Source organism: Lysobacter zhanggongensis, from assembly GCF_046638635.1.
Lineage (GTDB): Bacteria > Pseudomonadota > Gammaproteobacteria > Xanthomonadales > Xanthomonadaceae > Novilysobacter > Novilysobacter luteus.
Map to the genome: position 1 here is coordinate 1 of NZ_JBJXHK010000036.1, position 23,465 is coordinate 23,465.

Below are 23,465 nucleotides of genomic sequence, written 5' to 3' on the forward strand. Positions count from 1 at the left end.
GTGTTCGCCCGCCTCTGGCGCGGGGCCCGGCCGCGCCTTGCCGCCCTGCAGGCGGTCGACGGCAGTGGCGAGGTCGCCGCGCTGCGGCCGCTGCTGATGCACCTGGCCACCATCCAGCACGAGCTCAGTGCCCGCATCACGCGCTGCCCGGGCCGCTCCCGCTCACGCAAGCGCCAGGTCTTCGGCCGGATGCAGCGTGCGCGCATGTACCTGGAAGGCCACTGCGACCGGGTCGTCCGCATCAGCGAGCTGGCCGAGCTGACGAGCTTCTCCAGCTGGTACTTCTCCAAGACCTACCACGCGCTCTATGACGAAAGCCCGCAGGCCGCCTCGGCGCGCCTGCGGCTGGAGCGGGCGGCGGACCTGCTGGCGGGCAGCCCGATGATGGTCGGCGAGGTGGCCGCGGCCTGCGGTTTCGACAACTGCTGCAGCTTCGCGCGGGCGTTCCGCGCCCGCCACGGCATGTCGGCGAGTACCTACCGGCATAACGCGAAGATCACCGCGGCCATGGCCGCGAGGACAGATTCGGCAAAGACACCGGGCCTCGATCGCAAAGCGGCGTAGCCCGGCGGGCCGTAGCTTGGGCGAGGCGTTTAACACGCCCATAACGATTATCTGGAGAGAGATAAATGACTCATCGCAATCTGCGTCCCGCGATGCGGCTCGGCCTGTTGCCGGCTGCCGTCGCTGTCGCACTTGTACCGGCCATTGCCGGTGCGCAGGAAGCCGCCCCGGCTGCCCAGGAAGCGACCACGCTCGATCGCATCGAAGTGACCGGTTCGCGCATCCGCGGCGTGAACATGGAGACCCAGCAGCCGATCGTCACGCTGAGCCGTGAGGAGATCCAGAAGCAGGGCTTCACCTCCGTCGCCGACGTGCTGCAGAACCTGACCTCGGCCGGCTCCCCGGCGATCTCCCGCTCCGAGGCCCTTGCCTCCGGCGAGAACGTGGGCGGTTACTACATCGACATCCGCAACCTGGGCGCCAACCGCACCCTGGTGCTGGTCAACGGCAAGCGCCTGGGCGCGACCACCGGCGGCTACCAGGATCTCAGCCAGATCCCGATGTCGGCCATCGACCGGATGGAAATCCTTAAGGACGGCGCCTCGGCCATCTACGGTTCCGACGCGATCGCCGGCGTGGTCAACGTGATCACCCGCAAGCGCTTCGAAGGCGCTGAAGCCACCGCGTACGTCGGCCAGTTCGGCGAAGGCGACGGCGAGACCCAGCAGTACTCGTTCACCGTCGGCCAGACCAGCGACCGCGGCGGCACGACCCTCTCGGTCGAGTACTCGAAGGAAGAACCGGTCTTCGCCGGTGACCGCTGGTTCTCCAAGTGGGGCAACGCCGGTCCGGACTACCCGGGCTCGGGCTTCAGCCCGGTCAGCCAGAACGGTTCGTGGTACGGCCCGTGTGGCCCGGGCGGCGCCGACACCTGGTGCACCCTGTCCGATGGCGGCGACCCGACCAACCTGGCCGACTACCGCCCGCACACCACGGCCGACAACGCCAACTCCAACCTGCAGATGATGCTGCGCACCGGCATCGAGCGCCGCTCGGTGTTCGCCAGCACCACCTACGACGTCAGCGACTCGATCTCGTTCGACGCCGACGTGCTGTACAACCAGCGCATCACCGACCAGCAGATCGCCGGTTACCCGTACCAGTCGCTCGCGTTCGACACCCAGCTCTCCGGTGACAGCGCGTTCAATCCGGTCGGCGAGGACATCGACTTCCGCCGCCGCCTGTGGGAAGTGCCGCGCACCACCCGCAGCGAACTCGAGACCTACCGCTTCGCCGGTGGTTTCAAGGGCTTCTTCCAGCTGGCCGACAAGTACTGGGACTGGGACGTTGGCGCGCTGCTCAACCGCAACAGCCTGAGCAAGACCGGCCACGGCGACGCCAGCCTGATCGCGACCCGCCAGGCCCTGGGCCCGTCGTTCATCAACGGTGACGGCATCGCCCAGTGCGGCACTGCCGCCGACCCGATCTCGCTGGACAACTGCCGTCCGTGGAACCCGCTGCTGCCGAACGGCGTCGCGGGCCAGGGTTCGCTGGCCGATGCCGACCTGCAGACCTTCATGTTCCCGTACTTCACCGATACCGGTACCACCCGCACCACCAGCTACACCGCCAACGTGTCGGGTTCGCTGGCCGAGCTGCCGGCGGGCGACCTGGGCATCGCGATGGGCTACGAGCACCGCAAGGAATCGGGCCGCTTCGTGCCGGACGCGTTCGCCCAGTCGGGTGAGTACACCGGCCTGGCCGCCACCACCACCGAGGGTGACTACGCGCTGGACGAGTTCTACGTCGAGCTCAACATCCCGGTGCTGGCCGACATGGCCTTCGCCAAGGAGCTGACCTTCAACGTCGCGAGCCGCTACTCCGACTACAGCAACTTCGGTGACACCACCAACAGCAAGTTCGGCTTCACCTGGCGTCCGGTCGACGAGTTGCTCGTCCGCGGCACCGTGGCCGAGGGCTTCCGCGCTCCGTCGATCGACAACCTGTACGGCGGCGTCGGCAGCAGCTTCGAGGACTACACCGATCCGTGTGGTGTGGACGCTGTCGGCAGCGTCAACGGCAACGCGGCCTGCACCGCCGCTGGCGTGCCGGTCGGCTACGTGCAGCTGGGCCAGGGCCTGGTGCCGTGCACCAGCTACCCGTGCCAGACGCCGGACCAGTTCTTCACCGGTTCCAACCCGAACCTCCTGCCGGAAACCTCCACCAGCCAGACCATGGGCCTGGTGTGGAGCCCGCGTTGGGTGCAGGGCCTGGACATCAGCGTCGACTGGTACCAGTACGAGATCGAGGACATGATCATCTCGGACAGCGTCGACCGCATCCTGCGTGACTGCTACGTGCTCGGCGATGCAAGCCGCTGCGCGCAGGCCAACGTCACCCGCGCCGCGGACGGCCACATCACCGGCATGTTCTACGGCCTCGCCAACCTCGGCCAGATGGAGACCGAAGGCTACGACGTCGGCGTGCGCTACAAGCTGCCGGAAACCAGCTTCGGCAACTTCTCGGTCGACTGGCAGAACACCTACACCAGCCGTTACGACCAGGCCGGCGAGAACGCGGACGGCGACCCGATCACCGTCGGCTACGTTGGCACCCCGGGCATCTTCCGCCTGCGCTCGAACCTGGGCGTGGATTGGGAGATGGGCAACTTCGGCGCCTCGTACACCGCCCGCTACTACTCGGGCATGAACGAGTCGTGCGTCACCAACCGTCCGTGCACCGACCCCGACCGTTACTCCAATGGTGAGCCGGCCGCGCAGCGCCACACCGGTTCCAACACCTTCCACGACCTGCAGCTGAACTGGCAGGCCCCGTGGAACGCGACCGTCGCTGTTGGTGCCAACAACGTGTTCGACCACGCCGGTCCGATCATGTTCACCCAGCCGAACAGCAACTACCCGTACTACGGTGGTTTCGAAATCGGCCGCTTCGTGTACATGAAGTACCAGCAGCGCTTCTGATCGACCCGTCGATCGAAGTGAGTTGAAGGAGGCGGCCCCGGAAACGGGGCCGCTTCTTTTTTGATGGTTGCCGCGCGACATCGCGGCCAAAAAAAAGCCGCCCGGAGGCGGCTTTTCCTGTGGCGCAGGACCAGCGACTCAGAAGTTCGGCTTCTCCGCCGACGCTTCGAACCGCTGCATCGACTCGACCAGGATCTTCTTGGCCTCGCTGGCGTCGCCCCAGCCGTCGAGCTTCACCCACTTGCCCTTCTCCAGGTCCTTGTAGTGCTCGAAGAAGTGGCCGATGCGCTCGCACCAGTGCGGGCTGACCTTGTTGATGTCGTCGATGTGCGCGTAGCCGGCAAACACCTTGTCGACCGGCACCGCCAGCAGCTTCTCGTCGCTGCCGGCCTCGTCGCTCATCTTCAGCACGCCGACCGGGCGGCAGCGGATCACCGAACCGGGGATCAGCGGCAGCGGCAGGATCACCATCACGTCGGCCGGGTCGCCGTCCCCGCACAGGGTGTGGGGGACATAGCCGTAGTTGCACGGGTAACGCATCGGCGTCGACAGGATGCGGTCGACGAAGATCGCGCCCGAAGCCTTGTCGACCTCGTACTTGACCGGCTCTGCGTCCTTGGGGATTTCGATGATGACGTTGATTTCGTCCGGCGGGTTCTTGCCGGTCGGGACGAGGTCCAGGCCCATGCGGTGCTCCAGTGTGCGGGGGAGGCCGCGTCGGGCGGCCGGAAAGCCGGCCATTTTACTCCGCTGGCTGCTGCAGCGCAGCAGCGCCGGACGGGCGTTGCATTGCCCGCCCGGCGCGCTCCCCGGCTACATCCCTGAAGGCGGCTTGCGATCCAGGTACTGGCTCGCCCAGCGGTCGGTCACGCGGCCTGCGGCCTCGCGGCCGCCCAGCCCGAACGCCAGCGCCACCGCCACGGCCACCGCGCCAAGCACCAGGCCGAAGGCGAGGTTAACGATCTCGTCGGCCACGCCCATCGCGCGCAGGCCCATCGCGACCACCAGGCCGAGGATCGCCATCCGGGCGATGCGAGCCAGCCCGCGGCCCTCGGGGTTGGCGCGCTGGATCGCCCGCCCGGCCAGGTCCGCCAGCCAGTAGCCGACCACGAAGATCACGAGCCCCAGCAGGATGTCGGCGCCAAACGCGATGAACTGCTCCAGCAGCGCATGCACGCCGCCGAACCCGAGCAGCCCGGCCGCCTCGACGGTCGCGAACAGCATGATGAAGAACAGCGCCACGTTGCCGGCGAGTTCGGACAGGCTCGGCATCCCGGGGCCTGCCACGGGCGCGGCGTCGACACCCGGCGGCGTCACGATCCGGCGCTGCTCGGGCTGCCCGTTGGCCAGGGTGTCGGCCGAATGCACGGTGCCGGTGGCCGCGCCCGCGGTGCCATCGCTGTGCACGGTGTCTGACGACGTGGCGAACGCATGGCCAAGGCCGATGCGTTGCGGCACCAGGTCGAAGCCGAGGTTGGCCAGCAGCCGTGTCACCAGCCCGGCCACGAAGCGGCCGATGAACCACGCCAGGATCAGGATTGCCGCGGCGGCCAGCACGTTCGGCACTGCGAGCAGGAACTCGTTGAGCATCCGCGTAAGCGGCTGCGAAATGGCGTCGATCCGCAACGCATCCAGCGCGGCGATCAGCGTCGGCACGATCACCAGTACGAATGCCAGCGTCCCGCCCAGCTGCGACAGCCGGATGCCACGGGTGTTCTCGTTGCTCTCGCTGAAGCGGTCGACGCCGGTTGCGGCGAGCAGGTTGCTGACGATCCCGCGCACCACCTTGGCGATGATCCAGCCGATCACGCCGATGATCGCGGCGGCGAGCAGGTTCGGCAGCATCGCCAGCAGCTTGGTCATCATCGCCGACAGCGGTTCCATCAACCCTTCGATCTGCAGCACCCCGACGATCGCCGGCAGGAACAGCAGCAGCACCAGCCAGAAGGCCACGTTTCCGAGGGTGTGGGACATCGGCTGGGCGTTGGCCTTCTCCGACAGCTTCTCGTCCAGCTGGGTCGCGGCCAGGGCCTTGTTGACCACCACCCGGGCCAGCGTCGCCACCAGCCATGCGACCAGCGCGAGTACCGCGGCCGGGATGATGGTGCCGACAAACCCGGCCAACGGCCCGGTCACGCCGTCGACGTGCATGACGCTGAGCGCGCCGACGACCGCCATCAGCAGGATCGCCCAGAACACGATACGACCGGCGATGCGCTCGATGTCGACCTTGGACTGCGTGTGCGCGGCCAGGCGCTGGTTGGCGTTGGCCGCGTCCAGGCCCTTCCGCGTCAGCGAGCCGGCGACCAGCGCGACGATCCAGCCGACCAGCAGGATCGCGATCCCGCCGAGGATGTAGGGCAGGTGCGGCCCGAACGAATGCTGCAGGGAATCTTGCCAGGTAGGTTGCATGTGAGGTCCCTCCCTATGGGGCACGGCAAGACATGCCGTGCCGAAGTAAACAGGCCGCCGCGATCCCGGCGACCCGTTGACCTTCACAAACAGGGAGTGAACACCACGTGCGTACGGCGGCGCCTCAGAACCGGTGCGACACCCGCACGTAGACGTCGCGGTCCAGCCGCGCCCGCGTGCCGGCCGGGTGCTCCAGCTCGCGCCGTTCGCGCACGCGCGCCTCCATCGAGGTGCGCTCGGCGAACTTCCACTGGTAGCGGACCTCCGTCAGCCGGTCATTGGGCCGGAAATCGGGGGAGATCAACCACCCGGCGCCGACTTCGCCGTGGGCGATGCCGATGTTGTGGCCCGGGGCCATCTCGTAGAGGCTGGCAGCGACCTGCCAGGCCAGCCCGTCGGCGTCGCCATCGCCACCGGTGCCCACCCGCGCGTCCGGTGGGGTGTCGAAGGCGTACGCCAGTTCCGCCCCGGCGACCAGCTTCATGCCGTTGCCACCGACCGGCCAGGTGGCAGCCAGCCGAGCGTCCGCGGTGAGGTAGTCGTCGCGCGCGTCGCTGGCCGCGCCGGCGACCGCAAGGCTGGAGGGCATCCAGGTGAGCGACAGCATCCGCAGGCTCACCGGGCCCCAGGCCTCGCTGTTCTCGACGGCAAGGAAGGTCGACACCCGGCTGCCGGAATCGCTGAAGTCCAGCGGCGCGCGGGTGACGCCGGTGCCCCGGCGGTGGCGGTGCTCGGCGATCGCGTGGCCGCGCCAGCCGGCGCCGATCGGCATGTCCAGATGGACACCGTCGGTCCAGGTGACGTCGGTGTTGGGGCTGTCGTCGCGGTCCAGGCTCTTGGCCGCGACGCCGGGCAGGTTGAACACCGTCTGGAAGCGGCCGACGCGCAGCCGCATGCCGTCGTCCGGCGCGGCGTAGGCGAGGTAGGCCTCGTCCAGGGTTACGTCACCGAACGCGGTGCCCGTGCGCGTGCTGGCGTAGCCGCGCAGGTAGGCCTGCACGTCCTCCTGGTCGCTGCTGAAGCGACCGGCCACGCGTGCCCGCGCAGTCCAGTTGTCGGCGAAGGCGTTCTGGATTGCCACGCGCAGGCGGGCGTTGAACGCGTCGTTGTCGGTGACGGTGCCGTCGCGTGCGGTGGTGCGGCCGGCGAACCAGCCGCCGCGCAGGTCGCCCGACGCGTTCCAGCCCGGGTCGTCGGCGGCAAATGCAGGCGTGGCGGCCAGGGCGAGCAGCAGGGCCAGGGAGCCAGCCGCGGCGGAGGAGGGAGCAAGGCGGATCATCGGGTTCACCGGTTGGGGCGCGGTGCGCGTCGGTCGCAGCATGCGCGCGGCGAGGCGCCGGGGGATTGATGCGGATCAAGTGTCCCGCGGGTCGGGCTGGAGAAAAAGAGGCGACCCGCGGGGGCCGCCTCCCTGGATACCGCGGTTGCATCCCCCGCCTAGAGCAACGGCACCATCAGCAGCGCGACGATGTTGATGATCTTGATGAGCGGGTTGATCGCCGGGCCGGCGGTGTCCTTGTAGGGGTCGCCGACGGTGTCGCCGGTGACGGCCGCCTTGTGCGCCTCGCTGCCCTTGCCGCCGTGGTGGCCGTCCTCGATGTACTTCTTGGCGTTATCCCACGCGCCGCCGCCGGTAGTCATCGAGATCGCCACGAACAGGCCGGTCACGATGGTGCCGATCAGCAGCCCGCCCAGCGCCTTCGGCCCCAGCAGCAGGCCGACCACGATCGGCACCGCGACCGGCAACAGCGAGGGGATGATCATTTCGCGGATCGCCGAGCGGGTCAGCATGTCGACGGCACGCGAGTAGTCGGGCTTGCCAGTGCCGGCCATGATCCCCGGGATCTCGCGGAACTGCCTGCGTACTTCCTCGACCACCGCACCAGCCGCCCGACCCACCGCCTCCATTGCCATCGCGCCGAACAGGTAGGGGATCAGGCCGCCGATCAGCAGGCCGATGATCACCTCGTGGTCGGACAGGTCGAAGGCGAACACTTCGCCGGGATTGCTGGCCTGCAGGTTGTGGGTGTAGTCGGCGAACAGCACGAGCGCCGCCAGCGCCGCCGAACCGATCGCGTAGCCCTTGGTCACCGCCTTGGTGGTGTTGCCGACAGCGTCCAGCGGGTCGGTCACGTTGCGCACCTCCGGCGGCAGCTCGGCCATCTCGGCGATGCCACCGGCGTTGTCGGTGATCGGGCCGTAGGCGTCGAGCGCGACGATCATCCCCGCCATCGACAGCATCGCGGTCGCGGCAATCGCGATGCCGTACAGGCCACCGAGCTCGAAGCAGCCCCAGATCGCGACGCAGACCGCGATCACCGGCCACGCGGTCGACTTCATCGAGACCCCCAGGCCGGCGATGATGTTGGTGCCGTGTCCGGTGGTGGATGCCGCGGCGATGTGCTGCACCGGCTTGAACTGGGTGCCGGTGTAGTACTCGGTGATCCACACGATCGCACCGGTCAGCGCCAGGCCGACAAGGGCGCAGAAGTACAGGTTGAGCGGACCGGTGGCGAAGTCGTCCATCAGCATCGTGGTGACCGGGTAGAACGCGATCGCTGCGAGGACCGCCGACACGATCACGCCCTTGTACAGCGCGCCCATGATCGAGCCGCCTTCCTTCACCTTGACGAACATCGCGCCGATGATCGAGGCGATGATCGACACCCCGCCGAGCACCAGCGGATAGAGCGCGCCATTGGCCCCGACCACGTCGGCCATCAGGTAGCCCAGCAGCATGGTCGCGATCACGGTGACCGCGTAGGTCTCGAACAGATCCGCGGCCATGCCGGCGCAGTCACCGACGTTGTCCCCCACGTTGTCGGCGATCACCGCCGGGTTGCGCGGGTCGTCCTCGGGAATGCCGGCCTCGACCTTGCCGACCAGATCGGCACCGACGTCGGCGCCCTTGGTGAAGATGCCGCCACCCAGGCGGGCGAAGATCGATATCAGCGACGAGCCGAATGCGAGCCCGACCAGCGCGTGCAGCGCGGCCTCGCCGACGATGCCCATCTCCCCCAGCACCCACCAGTAGCCGGCGACGCCCAACAGGCCCAGCCCGACCACCAGCATGCCGGTGATCGCGCCGCCGCGGAACGCAACGTCCATCGCCGGCCCCATGCCCTTGCGGGCGGCCTCTGCGGTGCGCACGTTGGCCCGCACCGAGACGTTCATGCCGATGTAGCCCGCTGCGCCCGAGAGCACTGCGCCGAGCAGGAAGCCGACCGCGGTCGACCACCCCAGGAAGAAACCGATCAGCAGGAACAGCACCACGCCGGCGATGGAGATCGTCAGGTATTGCCGGTTGAGGTAGGCGCGCGCGCCTTCCTGGATCGCGCCGGCGATCTGTTGCATGCGTTCGTTGCCGGCGGGCTGTGCGCTGATCCAGCGCGCGGAGATGATCCCGTACAGGATCGCGATGACGGCGCAGACCAGCGCCAAGGCCAAACCGTACTGCTCCAGCATGAACCCCTCCCCCAATGAATGAAGTGGACTAAGTGGAATTTCGGATTGCCGCACATTCGGTTTTGGTTGGCACGGCGAACTGAACCGCCGGCAACAGCGCGACTATGGCACAGCGCCCCCCGCGCCTGTCGACGGGACATTCAGTCGGCGCATGCGAGCCTCGCCCGACGAATTCCCCGGAGCCCGCCATGCGCCCCACTGTCCTGATGATTGCCGCGGCCACGCTGGTCGCTACCGGCGCGTTCGCGGCCGAACCCGAGATCGACCGCCCCGAGGCGTCCGCCCAGGCCGTCGGGGCGGCCCACACCCTGCGTTCGATCCCGGAGGCCTGTGCCCGGCTGGAAGGCATGTTCACCGGCGAGGCCGCCGAGCCCTACCGGTTCGCCGTGGTGCGCACCAGTCCGAACTGCCAGCCGCGCGCGCGCTTCGTCGACGCGGCGGACGCGAAGCCGTCGACCGCCGACGGCTGGCTGCTCAATGACCGCATCAGTGTCCCGAGCGCCGGTTGCCCGTCCCGGAAAGCGGTGGTCGAGGTCTGGCGCAAGCCCGGTGATGCGGCGCCGCCGGCACTCGATGCCCAGGGCCGCGCGCGCATCTACCTGGGTGATTCCGCCGCCGCCGCCAAGGCCGACAAGCTGGCCACCGTCACCACGTTCGCCGCGTCGATGACGGTGGAAGGCCAGGGCTGCGACTGATCGGGCCGGCGCCCACCCCGCTCAGCCCGCCCAGGGCGCCAGCCGCGACTTCACCGCGACGTTCTTCAGCGACACGTAGGCCGGCAGCCCGTCGCGGCCGTACGGTGGTGGCGCCTCGCCGCGGATCAGCGGCTCCAGGTAGCGGCGCGCACGTTGGGTGATGCCGTAACCGTCGCGCCGCAGGAAGCCCGCCGGCATTTTCTTCTCGCGGTTGGCGATCTTCGTCAGCGGCGCTGGCTCGATGGTCCAGCGGTACGGCTCCTCGGACGTGCGCACGATGACCGGCATTACCGCATTCATGCCGGCCAGCGCGTAGTCGACCGCGGCATTGCCGACCGCGATCGCCTGCTGCAGGTCCATCTTCGAGGCGACGTGGCGGGCGGAGCGCTGCAGGTAGTCCGGCAGCGCCCAGTGCACCTTGTATCCAAGCGCATCCTTGACCCGGCCCGCCAGGTGCGAGGCCACGCCACCGAGCTGGGTGTGGCCGAACGAATCCTTGCCGCCGCCGGCGTCGGCGACGAACCGGCCATCGGCGGTCTGGATGCCCTCGCTGGCGACCACCACGCAGTAGCCGACCCGCTCGACCGTGGCCTTCACCTTGGCGAAGAAGTCCGCCTCGTCGTACGGCCGCTCGGGGAACAGAATGAGGTGTGGTGCTTCGTCCGGACCGTTGCCGGCCAGGCCAGCCGCTGCGGCCAGCCAGCCGGCGTGCCGCCCCATTGCCTCGTAGACGAATACCTTGGTGGAGGTGTCGGCCATCGCCGCGACGTCCAGCGCCGCTTCGCGCACCGACACCGCGGTGTACTTGGCCGCCGAGCCGAAACCGGGGCAACAGTCGGTCACCGCCAGGTCGTTGTCGACCGTCTTTGGCACGCCGACGCAGGTCAGCGGGTAGTCGAACTCCCTGGCCAGGCGCGAAACCTTCAGCGCGGTGTCGGCCGAGTCATTGCCGCCGTTGTAGAGGAACCAGCGCACGTCATGCGCGCGCAGCACGTCGAGGAGGCGCTCGTACTTCGCGCGGTCGTCCTCGAGCGACTTGAGCTTGACCCGGCACGAACCGAACGCGCCGCCGGGCGTGTGCGCGAGCGCGCGGATCGCGCTGATCGACTCCTTCGAGGTGTCGATGAGTTCCTCGCGCAACGCGCCGAGGATGCCGTTGCGCGCGGCCAGCACCTTGACCTTGCGGGCGCGTGCCGACTGGATCACCGCCGACGCGGTGGCGTTGATGACGGCGGTGACGCCGCCGGACTGGGCGTAAAGCAGGGTTCCCGAGGCCATGTGGTTTCCAGGGTGGGGGCCGGGATGCGGTAAACTGGGTGCCGTTTGCCCCCGGCAGGTGGACAGTTGGCGCGAGTCTAGCGCCAGCCGGTTCAACGCCATGTGCCCCGCGCGATACCGGCCGGGCGGGGTTCGGATCTTCGGTTTCCAGGAGCGACACATGCGATTGGTACTTCTTGGCGCGCCCGGTTCGGGCAAGGGCACGCAGGCGGCGCGGCTCAAGGAGCACCTGCAGGTGCCGCACATCTCCACCGGCGACCTGCTGCGCGCCGAAGTCGCTGCCGGCAGCAAGCTCGGGCTGGAAGCGAAGGAAGTGATGGCCCGCGGCGAGCTGGTCAGCGACGCGATCCTGCTGGGGATGCTCGAAGACCGCTTCTCGCGGGAGGACACCCGCAACGGCTTCATCCTCGATGGCTACCCGCGCAACCTGGCCCAGGCCGACGCGCTGGACGCGCTGATGGAGCGGATCGGCCAGCCGATGGACGCCGCGGTGCAGCTGGAGGTGCCGACCGAGATGCTGGTCGAGCGCATCGCCGGCCGCTCCGCCGCGGAAGGGCGGGCCGACGACAGCCCGGAATCGGTGCGCACCCGCCTGCAGGTCTACAACGACCAGACCGCGCCGGTGGTCGACTTCTTCCGTCAGCGCGGCAAGCTCAGCGTGGTCGACGGCGTCGGTTCGCTCGACGATGTGTTCGCCCGCATCGTGGAGGCGCTGCGGCCGGTGCCTGCGGTCGGTTGACCGCCCACCCCCGATGAAACTCCACATCCTCGGCATCGCCGGTACCTTCATGGGCGGCGTTGCCGCGCTGGCGCGCGAGCTCGGGCACGTCGTCGAGGGCAGCGACCAGGCGGTCTACCCGCCGATGTCGACCCAGCTCGAAACCCTCGGAATCGAACTGCGCCAGGGCTACTCGCCCGACAACATTTCCGCAGACTGCGACGAGATCGTCGTCGGCAACGCCCTCTCGCGCGGCAACCCCGCTGTCGAGCAGGTGCTCGACGACGGCCGCCGCTACATCTCCGGTGCTCAGTGGCTGAGCGAGCGGGTACTGCCGGGGCGCGACACCATCGCGGTCGCCGGCACCCACGGCAAGACCACCACCACCACCATCCTGACTTGGCTGCTGCAGGCCGCCGGGCGCGAGCCGGGCTTCTTGATCGGCGGCGTGGCCGAGGACTTCGGCGTGTCGGCGCGGGTCGGGGGCGGCCGCGAGTTCGTGGTCGAGGCCGACGAGTACGACACCGCGTTCTTCGACAAGCGCAGCAAGTTCGTCCACTACCGTCCGCTGGTCGCGATCCTCAACAACCTCGAGTTCGACCACGCCGACATCTTCCCGGACGTCGCTGCGATCCAGCGCCAGTTCCACCACCTGGTGCGAACCGTGCCACGGCGGGGGCGCCTGATCGTCAACGGCGAGGACACGCGCCTGGCCGAGGTGCTGGCGATGGGCTGCTGGACGCCGGTCGAGACCTTCGGCATGGATCCCGGCGGTACGTTCGACTGGAGCGCGCAGTTGCTGGAAGCCGACGGCAGTGCCTTCACCATGGTCCATCGCGGGGAGTCCATCGGCAACGTGCAGTGGCCGCTGCTCGGGCGCCACAACGTGATGAATGCGCTGGCGGCGCTGGCCGCCGTCCACGCCGCCGGGGTCGACGTCGCATCGGTCCTGCCCGCGCTGTCGGCCTTCCGCAGCGTCAAGCGCCGGATGGAACTGGTCGGCGAGCACGACGGCACCACCGTGTACGACGACTTCGCCCACCACCCGACCGCGATCGCGACCACGCTGGCCGGCCTGCGCGCGCGGGTCGGCACCGGTCGCATCGTCGTGGCGATGGAGCCGCGCAGCAATTCGATGCGGCTGGGCGCCCATGCCGACGCCCTGGCGCCGTCGCTGGCCGACGCCGACGCGGTGGTGTTCCTGCACCGTCCGGAACTCGCCTGGGACGCCGGAAAGGTCGTGGCGGAGCTGCGGGGCGAAGCCGTCGCGGTGCCGGACGTCGACGCCCTGGTCGCCGCGCTGCGCGACCGGGTGCGCGCGGGTGACCACGTGGTGTTCATGTCCAACGGCGGCTTCGACGGGGCGCCGCGACGCTTCCTGGCGGCCCTGCGCGCGGGCTAGTTTTGCCGCGTCGTCACGTTGCCCTGCGCTAGGCTGGTGGTGATGCGGAGCGAATCCCTGTCCCTGTTTCCCTTGCCCACGGTGCTGGTGCCCGGCGCCGCGCTGGGCCTGCGCGTGTTCGAACCGCGCTACCTCGACCTGGTCAGCGAGTGCGGGCGCAAGGGCACCGGCTTCGGTGTCTGCCTGCTGATGGACGGCGACGAAGGCAGCGAGACCACCGCGGCGGCGGCGTTCGGCACCGAGGCGCTGATCGAGGATTTCGGCACCGGCGACGACGGGCTGCTGACCCTGCGCGTACGCGGCGCGCGCCGGTTCCATGCACGCCAGTTGCGGGTGCGCGACAACGGCCTGCAGGTGGCCGAGGTGGAATGGGCCGACCCTGATCCGGTGGAACCGCTGCGTCCCGAACACGGCCTGCTGGCGACGTTGCTGCGGGGCGTGCTCGAGCAGGTCGGCGGCGAGCACGCGGACGCACTGGATGCGCGCATCGACGACGCGGCCTGGGTGGGCTGGCGACTGGTGGAAATGCTGCCGCTGCAGGACATCCAGCGCCAGCAACTGCTGCAGGTCGACGACCCGCACGAGCGGCTGGACCGCCTGCTCTCGCTGCTCCCGGACGACTAGTCGGCCGTCGCCGGGCCGCGTGCCGGCGCCTGCGTGCGGATCCTGAGCACGTGCACCGCGTTGTCGGGATGCGGAGCCTCGAGGACGTCCAGCCCTCCCAGGTGTGTCCGTACGACCGCGTGGGCCGCGCCGCCGTCGTCGACGGGACGCCACAGCACCGCGGCACCGAATGGTTTGCTGGCCTGCAACGTTTGCGCCGTGCCGAGCCACAACGGGGTGCCGTTGGCCAGCAGCGCGGGCGCCGGCCACAGGCGAATGGCCAGCTTCTCGTCCGGGCGGTTGCCGGGGCGGAGCATCAGCAGCGCTTCGGCATGCGCGTCGAGCGTCGCCGGCAGGACCGCCTGTTGCGCCTGCGGCAGGTCATCGTCAAGCAGCGCCAGCGTCGCAACCCAGTCCGCCTGGGGCTGCGCGTGCCAGCCAGTGCGCTCCAGCGCGTCCTGCAGCGGTTCGAGCGGCCCCGCAACCTGCAGGTCCAATGGCCACCGCAACCGACGGTCGCCTTCGTTGCGCAGGGCCGGCAGGGTGGCCCAGTCGCTGTTCCACCAGTCGTCCATGGAGACGACGCGCGTCGCCGGCGCGGCGGTGAACTGGGCCAGCAGGTCGTCGGCCGCGCGCGGTGCATGCCAGAGGCCGGCGGCCACAAAACTGCCGTAGAACAGGAACGCCAGCGGGCGCATCCAGAACGAGCGCGCGACGTGGCTGCGGTAGGCGATGCCGAGCACCAGCACCCAGGCCAGCCCGAACAGCGTGCCGCCGACCAGGTCGCTGGGCCAGTGCGCACCCAGGTAAAGCCGGGCGAAGCCGACCACGGTCGTCACCACGCCCGCAAGCAGGTATGGCCACACCCGCTTGCGGCCCGGCAGTTCGCGCGCGATGAGCACCGCGAAGAAGCCGAAGATGATGGTGGTCATCGTCACCGCGACCGACGGGAAGCCGAAGCCGGCCGGCGCGGTGGGCGGCCGCGGCATGTCGATCGCCGCCTCGAGCACGGCTGTCAGCACCAGCCCGAATACCAGCGCCGCCAGCCAGTGGGCGGCGGCCATCCAGCGTCGCCGCCACAGCAGGTACGCAAGCGTCACCGCCGCCGCCGAGCCCAGCACCGGTGCATCGCCAAGGCTCGCCAGCCCGGCCATCAGCCGGTCGGCCAGCGGGTTGCGCAAGGACCACATCAGGTCGTGCAGGTAATGGTCCAGCGCCAGCGGGCCGCCACTGGCGAGCAGCATCGCGACCAGGGTGAACCAGATCCAGCTGATGGCCAGCAGGCTCACCGCCAGCATCGCCAGCGATGCCGACTCCGGCCGGTTCGGGTCGATCAGCGCGCCCGCGTAGCGGCCCAGCCTCGGGTGGGCGCGGCTCCAGCGCAGCACGCGCGCGAGCAGGTGGTCGGCATGCTCGGCAAACCAGCGCCAGGTGTAGAGCACGCCGGCCCAGACCAGCGCCACCGTCAGCGCGAGGGCGCCGAGCGCCAGGGCCAACCGGTCGGCCACCGCCGCGACCGCGTCGTACGAGCGGCCCAGCGCCCAGCCCGGCGCGAGGAACAGCGCGGCCCAGGCGATGCAGGCCACCAGGCTCGGCAGTGCGTACCGCCGCAAGGGCATCTGCAGGGTGCCGGCGATGGCCGGCACGAACGGCCGCACCGCACCGACGAAGCGCGCGATGGCGATGCTCTTGNTACCGCCGCAAGGGCATCTGCAGGGTGCCGGCGATGGCCGGCACGAACGGCCGCACCGCACCGACGAAGCGCGCGATGGCGATGCTCTTGACCCCGTGCCGGCGGAACAGCGTTTCGCCTCGATCCAGCCATTGTGGATACCGCGCGAACGGCCAGCGCTGGCGCAGCTGGCTTCCCCACCGGCGGCCGATCCAGTAACTGAGCAGGTCGCCGCAGAACGCGCCAAGTGCGGCGCAGGCGAGCGCATAAGGTCCATTGACGTGGCCCAAGCCGATCAGTGCACCGACCGCGAACAGCAGCGGCAGCGCGGGAACGACGATGCCGACCACCACCAGCGCATCGCAGAACGCGATCAGGAACACCAGTGCGCCGGCCGCGATGGGGTGCGCGCTGATCCATGCGGTCGCGCTGTCGAGCCAGGCCGGATTCATCGCGCAATTATGGCAGCGCGCAACGCGATTCCGGCAGGTCGCCGGCATCCCCGTACCGGTCGCGGTCACCCACGCGGCGGCGGTCCGCCGGGCATGGTGATGGTTTGCGTACACTGCGCGGATGCCAGCGACCGCATCCATCCCGGCTGACGAAGTCGCCGCGCTCAAGGCCGACAGCTTCGGTCGGATCGCGCTGATGCGCGGCGACGACGGGCTGTTCGTACGCCGCGACCTCGGCCACGTACCGGGCTGGCTACGGCTACCGGCATGGTGGCTCGCGCGCCGCGAGGCGAGGGCGTTGCGGCAGGTCGACGGCATGGCGGCGGTGCCGCAGCTGCTGCGCTGGGACGGTCGCCGGCTTGATCGCAGCTACATGGACGGCGCGGCGATGTACCAGCGCCCGCCGCACGGCGACCTGGTCTATTTCCGTCGCGCGCGGCGCCTGCTGCAGGGCCTGCACCGGCGCGGCCTGGCGCACAACGACCTGGCCAAGGAAGCCAACTGGCTGGTGCTGGCCGACGGTACCCCCGGCATCATCGACTTCCAGCTCGCGGTCCGCGGTCATCCGCGCTCGCGCTGGATGCGCCTGCTCGCGCGCGAGGACCTGCGCCACCTGCTCAAGCACAAGCGGACGTACTGCCCGCAGTCGCTCACCCCGGTGGAGCGGCGCGTGCTGAAGCGGCACTCCTGGCTGCGCGACGCGTGGTTCGCCACCGGCAAGCCGGTCTACCGGTTCGTGACCCGGCGGCTGCTCAAGTGGGAAGACAACGAAGGGCAAGGCCCCAAGCCCTGACTCCTACAATGGCCGGCAACCCGCTGGAGCACGCCATGGCCACCCTTTCCGGAAAGACCCTCTTCATCACCGGCGCATCGCGCGGCATCGGCCGGGCGATTGCGCTGCGCGCGGCCCGCGACGGCGCCAACATCGCGATTGCGTCCAAGTCCTCGGTCCCCAACCCGAAGCTGCCGGGCACGATCCACAGCGTCGCCGCCGAGGTCGAAGCCGCCGGCGGCCAGGCCCTGGCGCTCAAGTGCGACATCCGCGACGAGGATCAGGTCGGCGCCGCGGTCGCCGCCACGGTCGACGCATTCGGCGGCATCGACATCCTCGTCAACAATGCCAGCGCGATCTGGCTGCACGGCCTGCTTGAAACGCCGATGAAGCGGTTCGACCTCATGCAGCAGGTCAACGCGCGCGGCAGCTTCCTGTGCGCGCAGGCCTGCATGCCGTGGCTCCTGCAGGCCCCCAACCCGCATATCCTCACCCTCGCGCCGCCGCCCAGCCTGGATCCGAAATGGTGGGGCCCGCACACCGGCTACACCCTGGCGAAGATGGGCATGAGCTTCGTGACCCTCGGCCTGGCGGCCGAGTTCGCCTGGCGCGGCATCGCCATCAATGCGCTGTGGCCCCGAACCATCATCGCCACCGACGCGTTGAACCTGATCCCGGGCGTGGACATCGCCGGCTGCCGGACACCGGACATCGTCGCCGACGCGGCCCATGCGGTGCTCGTCGCGCCGGCCTCCGCGCGCAGTGGCGCATTCCTGATCGACGAGGACGTGCTGCGCGAGGCAGGCGTGCACGATCTGGACGGGTACGCGGTCGAGCGCGGCCGCCCGCTGCTGCCTGACCTGTTTCTCTGAGGAGCATCCCATGCGCTATCTCCACGCGATGGTCCGCGTCCGCGACCTCGACGCCTCACTCCGGTTCTTCCGCGACGGGCTGGGCCTGGTCGAGATCCGTCGGCGCGACTACCCGGAAGGCCGGTTCACCCTGGTCTACCTGGGCGCACCGGCCAACCCGGAGGCCGAGGTCGAACTGACCTGGAACTACGACGACGAGGACTACGGCGACGCGCGCAACTTCGGCCACCTCGCCTTCGAGGTCGACGACATCCACGTGACCTGCGCGCACCTGGTGGCGCAGGGAATCACCATCAACCGCCCGCCGCGCGATGGCCGGATGGCGTTCGTGCGCTCACCCGACGGCATCTCGATCGAGCTGCTGCAGCGGGGCGAGGCGCTCGCGCCCAGCGAGCCGTGGGTGTCGATGGAGAACACCGGCCGCTGGTGACTCACCCCATCCGCGCCGGCAGCCGGTGCCCGCAGCCGCGGCAGTGGCTGGCATCGGGGTCGTGGCCTTCGAGCCCGCATTCGGGGCAGCCACGGTGGTCGTGGTGTTCGTCGCCCGAGCCGGCCTCGCGCAGGCTGCTGGCCAGTTCGGCGGTGTAGATTCCGGTCGGCACCGCGATGATGCTGTAGCCGATCAGGATCAGCACCGAGGCGATGAAGCGCCCGCCGGGCGTCTGCGGCGAAATGTCGCCGTAGCCCACGGTCGCCATCGTCACGATCGCCCAGTACATGCCGGTGGGGATGGTGCTGAAGCCACGCTCGGGTCCCTCGATGACATACATCAGCGCGCCGAAGATCACCGCGATGGTGAGTAGCGAGACCACGAACAGGAAGATCTTGCGCCGGCTCCGCCACAGCGCGCTGATGAGCACGCCGCTTTCCTCGACGTACTGGGTGAGCTTGAGGATGCGGAACAGCCGCAGCATGCGCAGCACGCGCACCACCAGCAGCGCCTGGCTGCCCGGGAACAGCAGTGACAGGTAGGTCGGTAGGATCGAGAACAGGTCGATGAAGCCCCAGAAGCTCAGCGCGTAGCGCAGCGGTCGCTTCACCACCAGCAGCCGCATCACGTACTCGGCGGTGAACAGCAGGGTGAAGCCCCACTCGATCGCGTACAGCACCCGCGCGTGGTCGACGTGCAGCCACGGGTCACTGTCGAGCATGATCACCACCACGCTGACCACGATGGCGACGATCAGCAGCAGGTCGAAGTTGCGCGCCGGCGGCGTGTCGTGGCGGAAGATGATGTCGAACCAGCGACGACGCCAACCCGATTCGCTGGCCGGGTTGAGTTGCGGGGTGAACAACAGGCGCATGGGGGTTCCTGTCGGGCTGGGAGGATGGCCGGCCGGTCGCTGGATGCGGCAAATGCCGGCAGGACCGGGATCGGCGAAGATTGGCGCCCCGCACGATGCCACGCCACCCATGAAGAACACCACTGGATCGCAGCCCCGGGAGCGCCATTTCCTGCCCGTTTACCGCCCTGGCCGGATCGTGCTCGACCACGGCGTGGGTTCGCGTGTGTTTGATAGCGACGGCCGCGAGTACGTCGATTTCGCCGCGGGCATCGCGGTCAACTCGCTCGGCCACGCGCATCCGGCGCTCAACGCCGCGCTCACCGCGCAGGCGGGCCGGCTCTGGCACACCAGCAACGTGTTCACCAGCGAGCCGTCCCTGCAGCTCGCCGATGCACTGGTGGCGGCTTCCGGGTTCGCCCGCCAGGTCTTCTTTTGCAATTCCGGCGCCGAGGCCAACGAGGCCGCGATCAAGCTCGCGCGCCAGTGGGCGACGGCGCAGGGCCGCGCACCCGATAGGCGAGTGATCCTGACGTTCCGGGGCAGCTTCCACGGGCGCACGATGGCGACCCTGGCCGCCACCGCGCAGCCAAAGTACCAGGCGGGGTTCGAGCCGTTGCCGCAAGGCTTCCGTTACGGTGATTTCAATGACCTGGCGGGCGCGGAGGCGGCGATGGCGGCCGGCGATGTCTGCGCGGTGCTGGTCGAACCGGTGCAGGGCGAGGGCGGCGTGATGCCGGCAACCGACGCGTTCCTGCAGGGATTGCGCACGCTGTGCGACCGCCACGAAGCACTGCTGGTGCTCGACGAGATCCAATGCGGCATGGGCCGCACCGGGCACCTCTTCGCCTGCGAGGGCTTTGGGGTGCAGCCGGACGTTGTAACGCTGGCCAAGGGGCTGGGCGGCGGATTCCCGATCGGCGCGATGCTGGTGGGCGAGCGCGCACGCGACGGGCTTGGTTTCGGCCAGCACGGAACGACCTTTGGCGGTAACCCGCTCGCTGCCGCGGTCGCGGGCGCAGCCCTGCGCGAGCTGTCGGCACCCGCGTTGCTGGCGAACGTGTCGCGCCAGGCCGCGTCAGTGCGTGACGGGCTCGCCCGGCTCGACGACGAGTTCAAGGTGTTCGGCGAAGTCCGAGGACGTGGCCTCATGTTGGGTGCGCCGTTGCGTCCCGAACACGCCGGCCGCGCCGGTGACATCCTTGATGCGTGCATCGCCCGGGGCCTGCTGTTGCTGCAGGCCGGCCCGGACGTGCTGCGTTTCGTGCCAGCGCTCAATATCGGCGACGTCGACGTCGCCGAGGGCCTGGCGCGGTTGCGCGCCGCGCTGACGGACTACACCGCGGGCTGACCTGACGACGGGTCAGGCGATCGCGGCGAAGGCTGCGCGCGCGGCCTCCAGGGTGTGGGCGATCTCGGCCTCGCCGTGGGCACTCGACATGAAACCGGCCTCGAACGCGGACGGCGCAAGGTACACGCCGCGCTCCAACATCGCGTGGAAGAAGCGGCCGAAGCGCGCCGCGTCCGAGCCCATCGCGTCGGCGAAGCTCTCGATCGGCCCTTCGCGGAAATACAGGCCGAACATGCCCGGCGCGCGCGTGGTGTGGAAGGCGACGCCGGCCTCTCGGGCGGCGCCCTCCAGTCCGTCGCACAGCGTGTGGGTGCTGGCCTCGAGCGCCTGGTGGAAGCCCGGCTCGCGGATCAGTGCCAACGTCGCCAGGCCTGCAGCCATCGCCACCGGATTGCCGCTGAGCGTGCCGGCCTGGTAGATCGGGCCGCTCGGCGCGATCTGGCTCATCAGTTCGCGTCGCCCGCCGAACGCGCCCACCGGCATGCCGCCGCCGATGATCTTGCCGAAGGTGCTCAGGTCGGGCGTGATCCCGTAGCGCTCCTGCGCGCCACCCAGGGCAACGCGGAAGCCGGTCATCACCTCGTCGAAGATCAGCAGCGCGCCGTGCCGCGTGCACAGCTCGCGCAGGTGCTGCAGGTAACCGTCGCGCGGGAGGATGCAATTGGCGTTGCCGACGATCGGTTCGATGATCAGGCCGGCGATCTCCCCGCCGATGTCGTCGAACAGCCGGGTCGCGGCATCGAAATCGTTGTACGGGATCGTCATCGTGAGGTCGGCCAGTGCACCTGGCACGCCCGGCGAGTTGGGCAGGCCCAGGGTCAGCGCCCCACTGCCGGCCTTGACCAGGAAGCTGTCGCCGTGGCCGTGGTAGCAGCCCTCGAACTTCACGATGCGATTGCGGCCGGTGGCGCCGCGCGCCAGCCGGATCGCCGACAGCGTCGCCTCGGTGCCGGAGTTGACCATCCGGACCATCTCGCAGCTGGGCACGATCGAGGTGATCGCCTCGGCCATCGTCACCTCGAGCGCGTTCGGCACGCCGAAGCTGAGGCCGTTGCGCATCGTGCGCGCCACGGCATCGAGCACTTGCGGGTGCGCGTGGCCGGCGATCATCGGCCCCCAGGAGCCGACGTAGTCGACATAGCGGTTGCCGTCTACGTCGTACAGGTACGCACCCTCGGCGCGCTCGGCGAAGAACGGCTCGCCGCCGACTGATTTGAACGCACGTACCGGCGAGTTGACGCCACCGGGCAGCAGCTGCGAGGCGCGGGCGAACAGGTCGTGGGAGCGGGGGTGGTTCATCGGGCGGTCTCGGAAGTGGGCGAGGGGAGGAAGGCGGCCTGGTAGGCGTGGACGGCCTGCGCCGGATCGGGTGCATCGAACACGCCGGAAATCACGGCCAGCAGGTCCGCGCCGGCATCGACCAGCAGCCGTGCATTGTCCGGGGTGATCCCGCCGATGGCCACCCGCGGTACGCCGAGGCCGGCCGCTGCTCCAAGCACGGACAGCGATGCGACGCGCGCGCCGGGCTTGGTGGTCGACGGAAAGAACGCGCCGAAGGCGACGTGGCTGGCACCTGCCGCGGTTGCGCGCCGCGCGCGCTCGACACTGTCGTAGCAGGAAGCGCCGAGCAGCGCATCCGGCCCCAGTGCCTCCCGCGCTGCGGCAATGTCGCCGTCGTCCTCGCCCAGGTGGGCGCCATCGGCACCGATCCGCGCCGCCAGTCGCCAGTCGTCGTTGATGATCAACGGCACGCCATGGTGCGCGCACATGGAAAGGAGCTCGCGTGCCTGGCACTCGCGCAAGCCGTCGTCGGCGCCCTTGTTGCGGTACTGCAGCCAGGTCACCCCGGCTTGCAGGACGGCCTCGACGCGGCGCAGCAGTCGCGCGGTATCGGCGTCGTCGGGCGTGATCGCGTACAGCCCGCGGGGGAAGGTGTCGCCCATGTGCTTTCGTGTCCGTGGCAGGGGTGGGACAATGCGGGATCGCACCGCAACCATTATCCGTCCATGCCCGATACCGCCACGACCACCGAGTTCCGCACCTGGATGTGCGTCGTCTGCGGCTTCATCTATGACGAGGCGCTGGGGTTGCCGGAAGAGGGCATTGCTCCCGGCACGCGCTGGCAGGACGTGCCCGACACGTGGACCTGTCCGGACTGCGGCGTGACCAAGGACGACTTCGAGATGATGGCGCTCTGACGAGCCGGTTGCCGCGGGTCGACGGCGCAGCCCGTCAAGGCGCGACGATGGCGGGCCCCAACTGCAGACGTGCGCCGTCCCGTAGGCCGAGCCGGGCCGCTTCGCCCGCGTTCAACTCCAGTACGTAGCGGGCCGCGGCGCGGCTCGGATAGGACGGGCAGGCATTGCCCGCCGAGCACGGGGGCACGTCGCGCTGCTGCGACACCAGCTGGCGGCTGTCATCGAAGTACAGGATGTCGAGCGGGATGCGGGTGTTCTTCATCCAGTAGGCCTGCGGCTCCTCGCGGTCGTGGATGAAAAGCATCCCGTGGCCCTCTGCAAGGCGGTCACGAAACATCAGTCCGCGCGCGCGTTCGGCATTGTCGTCGGCGACCTCCACCGTGTAGCGCTGGTCGGCCAGCTCGACCCAGAGCCCATCACCCGAGGCGCAGCCGGCAAGCAGCAGTCCGATGGCGGCCATTGCGTTCCTGATGGTGTTGTTGACGCGGCTCATTCCGATCTCCCGTGTGCTGCGCGGACCTTCCGCCAGTGGCCGCGGTGACGTCAAGACGACCGCGCCGCAAGTCATCGAAGAATTTTTCACCAAGCCCCTTCCCGAACGTGGAAGTGATGTGCATAATGCGCGGCCCACCACGGCGGGGCTGGTCTACGGGCCGGCTGAACGGGGTGGGGACGGCAAGAGGAAGTGGTTCACGAGGTGTTGACGGCCACGAAATCTGCTGTAAGATGTGCGGCTCACTCGGGCACTTTGGTGACGAGTCGGAACGCGGCGCTGAGGCCGGTTCCAAGGATCTTTGACAGTGTGCG

22 protein-coding genes and 1 pseudogene are annotated in these 23,465 nt (G+C 69.3%); 12 read left to right on the forward strand and 11 right to left on the reverse strand.

The window, feature by feature from the left end; translation table 11 throughout:
• Both ACKVMH_RS08000 and ACKVMH_RS08005 read left to right on the forward strand, forming a co-directional pair.
• On the forward strand, positions 1-564 hold a 564-nt coding region (locus ACKVMH_RS08000), incomplete at its 5' end, for a helix-turn-helix domain-containing protein (protein WP_412699899.1).
• A 65-nt stretch (positions 565-629) separates the two neighbouring features.
• On the forward strand, positions 630-3,485 hold the full coding sequence (locus ACKVMH_RS08005) for a TonB-dependent receptor plug domain-containing protein (protein ID WP_251370634.1): 2,856 nt from the start codon (positions 630-632) through the stop codon (positions 3,483-3,485).
• Positions 3,486-3,623: 138 nt separating this feature from the next.
• On the opposite strand, the gene ppa is transcribed toward ACKVMH_RS08005, so the two are convergent.
• The 4 genes from ppa to ACKVMH_RS08025 all read right to left on the reverse strand — a co-directional run bounded on the left by ppa (position 3,624) and on the right by ACKVMH_RS08025 (position 9,362).
• The gene (gene ppa / locus ACKVMH_RS08010; protein ID WP_215219547.1) at positions 3,624-4,172 is read right to left on the reverse strand and encodes an inorganic diphosphatase; all 549 of its coding nucleotides are present in this window, start codon (positions 4,170-4,172) and stop codon (positions 3,624-3,626) included.
• A gap of 126 nt (positions 4,173-4,298) precedes the next feature.
• Positions 4,299-5,897 (reverse strand): mechanosensitive ion channel, encoded by a 1,599-nt coding sequence (locus ACKVMH_RS08015; RefSeq protein ID WP_412699900.1) that lies wholly within the window; start codon positions 5,895-5,897, stop codon positions 4,299-4,301.
• Positions 5,898-6,021: 124 nt separating this feature from the next.
• On the reverse strand, positions 6,022-7,176 hold the full coding sequence (locus tag ACKVMH_RS08020; protein WP_412699901.1) for a hypothetical protein: 1,155 nt from the start codon (positions 7,174-7,176) through the stop codon (positions 6,022-6,024).
• Between the two features lie 158 nt (positions 7,177-7,334).
• Complete coding sequence (locus ACKVMH_RS08025) at positions 7,335-9,362, reverse strand: sodium-translocating pyrophosphatase (RefSeq protein WP_412699902.1); 2,028 nt, start codon at positions 9,360-9,362, stop codon at positions 7,335-7,337.
• Positions 9,363-9,550: 188 nt separating this feature from the next.
• On the opposite strand from ACKVMH_RS08025, the gene ACKVMH_RS08030 reads away from it, so the two are divergent.
• On the forward strand, positions 9,551-10,057 hold the full coding sequence (locus ACKVMH_RS08030) for a hypothetical protein (protein ID WP_215219551.1): 507 nt from the start codon (positions 9,551-9,553) through the stop codon (positions 10,055-10,057).
• Between the two features lie 21 nt (positions 10,058-10,078).
• On the opposite strand, the gene ACKVMH_RS08035 is transcribed toward ACKVMH_RS08030, so the two are convergent.
• Positions 10,079-11,335, reverse strand: coding sequence for a 6-phosphofructokinase (locus ACKVMH_RS08035; RefSeq protein ID WP_412699903.1), 1,257 nt, complete (start codon positions 11,333-11,335; stop codon positions 10,079-10,081).
• A gap of 160 nt (positions 11,336-11,495) precedes the next feature.
• Between ACKVMH_RS08035 and ACKVMH_RS08040 the strand changes: the two genes are divergently transcribed.
• Genes ACKVMH_RS08040 through ACKVMH_RS08050 form a run of 3 tightly spaced genes read left to right on the forward strand, consistent with a single transcriptional unit; the run spans position 11,496 to position 14,079 of the window.
• Entirely contained in the window at positions 11,496-12,074 is a 579-nt protein-coding gene (locus tag ACKVMH_RS08040; RefSeq protein WP_215219553.1) for an adenylate kinase, read from the forward strand.
• Between the two features lie 13 nt (positions 12,075-12,087).
• A complete protein-coding gene (gene mpl / locus ACKVMH_RS08045; protein WP_412699904.1) occupies positions 12,088-13,455 on the forward strand; it encodes a UDP-N-acetylmuramate:L-alanyl-gamma-D-glutamyl-meso-diaminopimelate ligase in 1,368 nt (455 codons plus the stop codon).
• A gap of 42 nt (positions 13,456-13,497) precedes the next feature.
• A complete protein-coding gene (locus ACKVMH_RS08050; RefSeq protein ID WP_215219555.1) occupies positions 13,498-14,079 on the forward strand; it encodes an LON peptidase substrate-binding domain-containing protein in 582 nt (193 codons plus the stop codon).
• Here the strand turns inward: ACKVMH_RS08050 and ACKVMH_RS08055 are convergent.
• Both ACKVMH_RS08055 and ACKVMH_RS08060 read right to left on the reverse strand, forming a co-directional pair.
• Complete coding sequence (locus ACKVMH_RS08055) at positions 14,076-15,704, reverse strand: phosphatase PAP2 family protein (protein ID WP_412699905.1); 1,629 nt, start codon at positions 15,702-15,704, stop codon at positions 14,076-14,078. The two genes, ACKVMH_RS08050 and ACKVMH_RS08055, sit on opposite strands and share 4 nt — an antisense overlap.
• 109 nt (positions 15,705-15,813) lie before the next feature.
• A pseudogene (locus ACKVMH_RS08060) lies at positions 15,814-16,113 on the reverse strand (DedA family protein); the annotation flags it as partial.
• On the opposite strand from ACKVMH_RS08060, the gene ACKVMH_RS08065 reads away from it, so the two are divergent.
• Genes ACKVMH_RS08065 through ACKVMH_RS08080 form a run of 4 tightly spaced genes read left to right on the forward strand, consistent with a single transcriptional unit; the run spans position 16,070 to position 18,256 of the window.
• A complete protein-coding gene (locus tag ACKVMH_RS08065) occupies positions 16,070-16,282 on the forward strand; it encodes a hypothetical protein (RefSeq protein ID WP_412699906.1) in 213 nt (70 codons plus the stop codon). The pseudogene ACKVMH_RS08060 and the gene ACKVMH_RS08065 overlap by 44 nt on opposite strands.
• Positions 16,283-16,303: 21 nt before the next feature.
• Entirely contained in the window at positions 16,304-16,975 is a 672-nt protein-coding gene (locus ACKVMH_RS08070) for a protein kinase family protein (protein ID WP_412699907.1), read from the forward strand.
• A gap of 35 nt (positions 16,976-17,010) precedes the next feature.
• Complete coding sequence (locus tag ACKVMH_RS08075) at positions 17,011-17,826, forward strand: SDR family oxidoreductase (protein ID WP_412699908.1); 816 nt, start codon at positions 17,011-17,013, stop codon at positions 17,824-17,826.
• Between the two features lie 10 nt (positions 17,827-17,836).
• Positions 17,837-18,256, forward strand: coding sequence for a VOC family protein (locus tag ACKVMH_RS08080; RefSeq protein WP_215219559.1), 420 nt, complete (start codon positions 17,837-17,839; stop codon positions 18,254-18,256).
• 1 nt (position 18,257) lies between these two features.
• On the opposite strand, the gene ACKVMH_RS08085 is transcribed toward ACKVMH_RS08080, so the two are convergent.
• Positions 18,258-19,130, reverse strand: coding sequence for an ion transporter (locus ACKVMH_RS08085; protein WP_215219560.1), 873 nt, complete (start codon positions 19,128-19,130; stop codon positions 18,258-18,260).
• 109 nt (positions 19,131-19,239) lie between these two features.
• On the opposite strand from ACKVMH_RS08085, the gene ACKVMH_RS08090 reads away from it, so the two are divergent.
• Positions 19,240-20,460 carry an aspartate aminotransferase family protein gene (locus ACKVMH_RS08090; RefSeq protein ID WP_412699909.1) on the forward strand — a complete coding sequence of 407 codons (1,221 nt, stop codon included), beginning with the start codon at positions 19,240-19,242 and terminating at the stop codon, positions 20,458-20,460.
• 12 nt (positions 20,461-20,472) lie between these two features.
• On the opposite strand, the gene hemL is transcribed toward ACKVMH_RS08090, so the two are convergent.
• Together hemL and thiE are read right to left on the reverse strand one after the other, a co-directional pair.
• Positions 20,473-21,759: a glutamate-1-semialdehyde 2,1-aminomutase gene (gene hemL / locus ACKVMH_RS08095; protein WP_412699910.1), complete on the reverse strand. Its 1,287-nt coding sequence runs from the start codon at positions 21,757-21,759 to the stop codon at positions 20,473-20,475.
• A complete protein-coding gene (gene thiE, locus ACKVMH_RS08100; protein WP_412699911.1) occupies positions 21,756-22,403 on the reverse strand; it encodes a thiamine phosphate synthase in 648 nt (215 codons plus the stop codon). Before thiE ends, hemL begins: the two co-directional genes overlap by 4 nt.
• 63 nt (positions 22,404-22,466) lie before the next feature.
• Here thiE and ACKVMH_RS08105 point away from each other — a divergent pair, with 63 nt between their 5' ends.
• Entirely contained in the window at positions 22,467-22,658 is a 192-nt protein-coding gene (locus ACKVMH_RS08105; protein ID WP_215219564.1) for a rubredoxin, read from the forward strand.
• A 34-nt stretch (positions 22,659-22,692) separates the two neighbouring features.
• On the opposite strand, the gene ACKVMH_RS08110 is transcribed toward ACKVMH_RS08105, so the two are convergent.
• Entirely contained in the window at positions 22,693-23,151 is a 459-nt protein-coding gene (locus ACKVMH_RS08110; RefSeq protein WP_412699912.1) for a DUF192 domain-containing protein, read from the reverse strand.
• Positions 23,152-23,465: the final 314 nt, after the last annotated feature.

Excerpts from the sequence above, each read along its gene's own strand:
- ACKVMH_RS08035 (WP_412699903.1), bottom strand. The coding sequence starts at position 11,335 with ATGGCCTCGGGAACCCTGCTTTACGCCCAGTCCGGCGGCGTCACCGCC.
- hemL (WP_412699910.1), bottom strand. The coding sequence starts at position 21,759 with ATGAACCACCCCCGCTCCCACGACCTGTTCGCCCGCGCCTCGCAGCTG.
- ACKVMH_RS08065 (WP_412699906.1), top strand. The coding sequence starts at position 16,070 with ATGCCGACCACCACCAGCGCATCGCAGAACGCGATCAGGAACACCAGT.
- ACKVMH_RS08050 (WP_215219555.1), top strand. The coding sequence starts at position 13,498 with ATGCGGAGCGAATCCCTGTCCCTGTTTCCCTTGCCCACGGTGCTGGTG.
- ppa (WP_215219547.1), bottom strand. The coding sequence starts at position 4,172 with ATGGGCCTGGACCTCGTCCCGACCGGCAAGAACCCGCCGGACGAAATC.
- ACKVMH_RS08075 (WP_412699908.1), top strand. The coding sequence starts at position 17,011 with ATGGCCACCCTTTCCGGAAAGACCCTCTTCATCACCGGCGCATCGCGC.
- mpl (WP_412699904.1), top strand. The coding sequence starts at position 12,088 with ATGAAACTCCACATCCTCGGCATCGCCGGTACCTTCATGGGCGGCGTT.
- thiE (WP_412699911.1), bottom strand. The coding sequence starts at position 22,403 with ATGGGCGACACCTTCCCCCGCGGGCTGTACGCGATCACGCCCGACGAC.
- ACKVMH_RS08110 (WP_412699912.1), bottom strand. The coding sequence starts at position 23,151 with ATGAGCCGCGTCAACAACACCATCAGGAACGCAATGGCCGCCATCGGA.
- ACKVMH_RS08080 (WP_215219559.1), top strand. The coding sequence starts at position 17,837 with ATGCGCTATCTCCACGCGATGGTCCGCGTCCGCGACCTCGACGCCTCA.
- ACKVMH_RS08030 (WP_215219551.1), top strand. The coding sequence starts at position 9,551 with ATGCGCCCCACTGTCCTGATGATTGCCGCGGCCACGCTGGTCGCTACC.
- ACKVMH_RS08040 (WP_215219553.1), top strand. The coding sequence starts at position 11,496 with ATGCGATTGGTACTTCTTGGCGCGCCCGGTTCGGGCAAGGGCACGCAG.
- ACKVMH_RS08105 (WP_215219564.1), top strand. The coding sequence starts at position 22,467 with ATGCCCGATACCGCCACGACCACCGAGTTCCGCACCTGGATGTGCGTC.
- ACKVMH_RS08090 (WP_412699909.1), top strand. The coding sequence starts at position 19,240 with ATGAAGAACACCACTGGATCGCAGCCCCGGGAGCGCCATTTCCTGCCC.
- ACKVMH_RS08015 (WP_412699900.1), bottom strand. The coding sequence starts at position 5,897 with ATGCAACCTACCTGGCAAGATTCCCTGCAGCATTCGTTCGGGCCGCAC.
- ACKVMH_RS08020 (WP_412699901.1), bottom strand. The coding sequence starts at position 7,176 with ATGATCCGCCTTGCTCCCTCCTCCGCCGCGGCTGGCTCCCTGGCCCTG.
- ACKVMH_RS08025 (WP_412699902.1), bottom strand. The coding sequence starts at position 9,362 with ATGCTGGAGCAGTACGGTTTGGCCTTGGCGCTGGTCTGCGCCGTCATC.
- ACKVMH_RS08070 (WP_412699907.1), top strand. The coding sequence starts at position 16,304 with ATGCCAGCGACCGCATCCATCCCGGCTGACGAAGTCGCCGCGCTCAAG.
- ACKVMH_RS08085 (WP_215219560.1), bottom strand. The coding sequence starts at position 19,130 with ATGCGCCTGTTGTTCACCCCGCAACTCAACCCGGCCAGCGAATCGGGT.
- ACKVMH_RS08005 (WP_251370634.1), top strand. The coding sequence starts at position 630 with ATGACTCATCGCAATCTGCGTCCCGCGATGCGGCTCGGCCTGTTGCCG.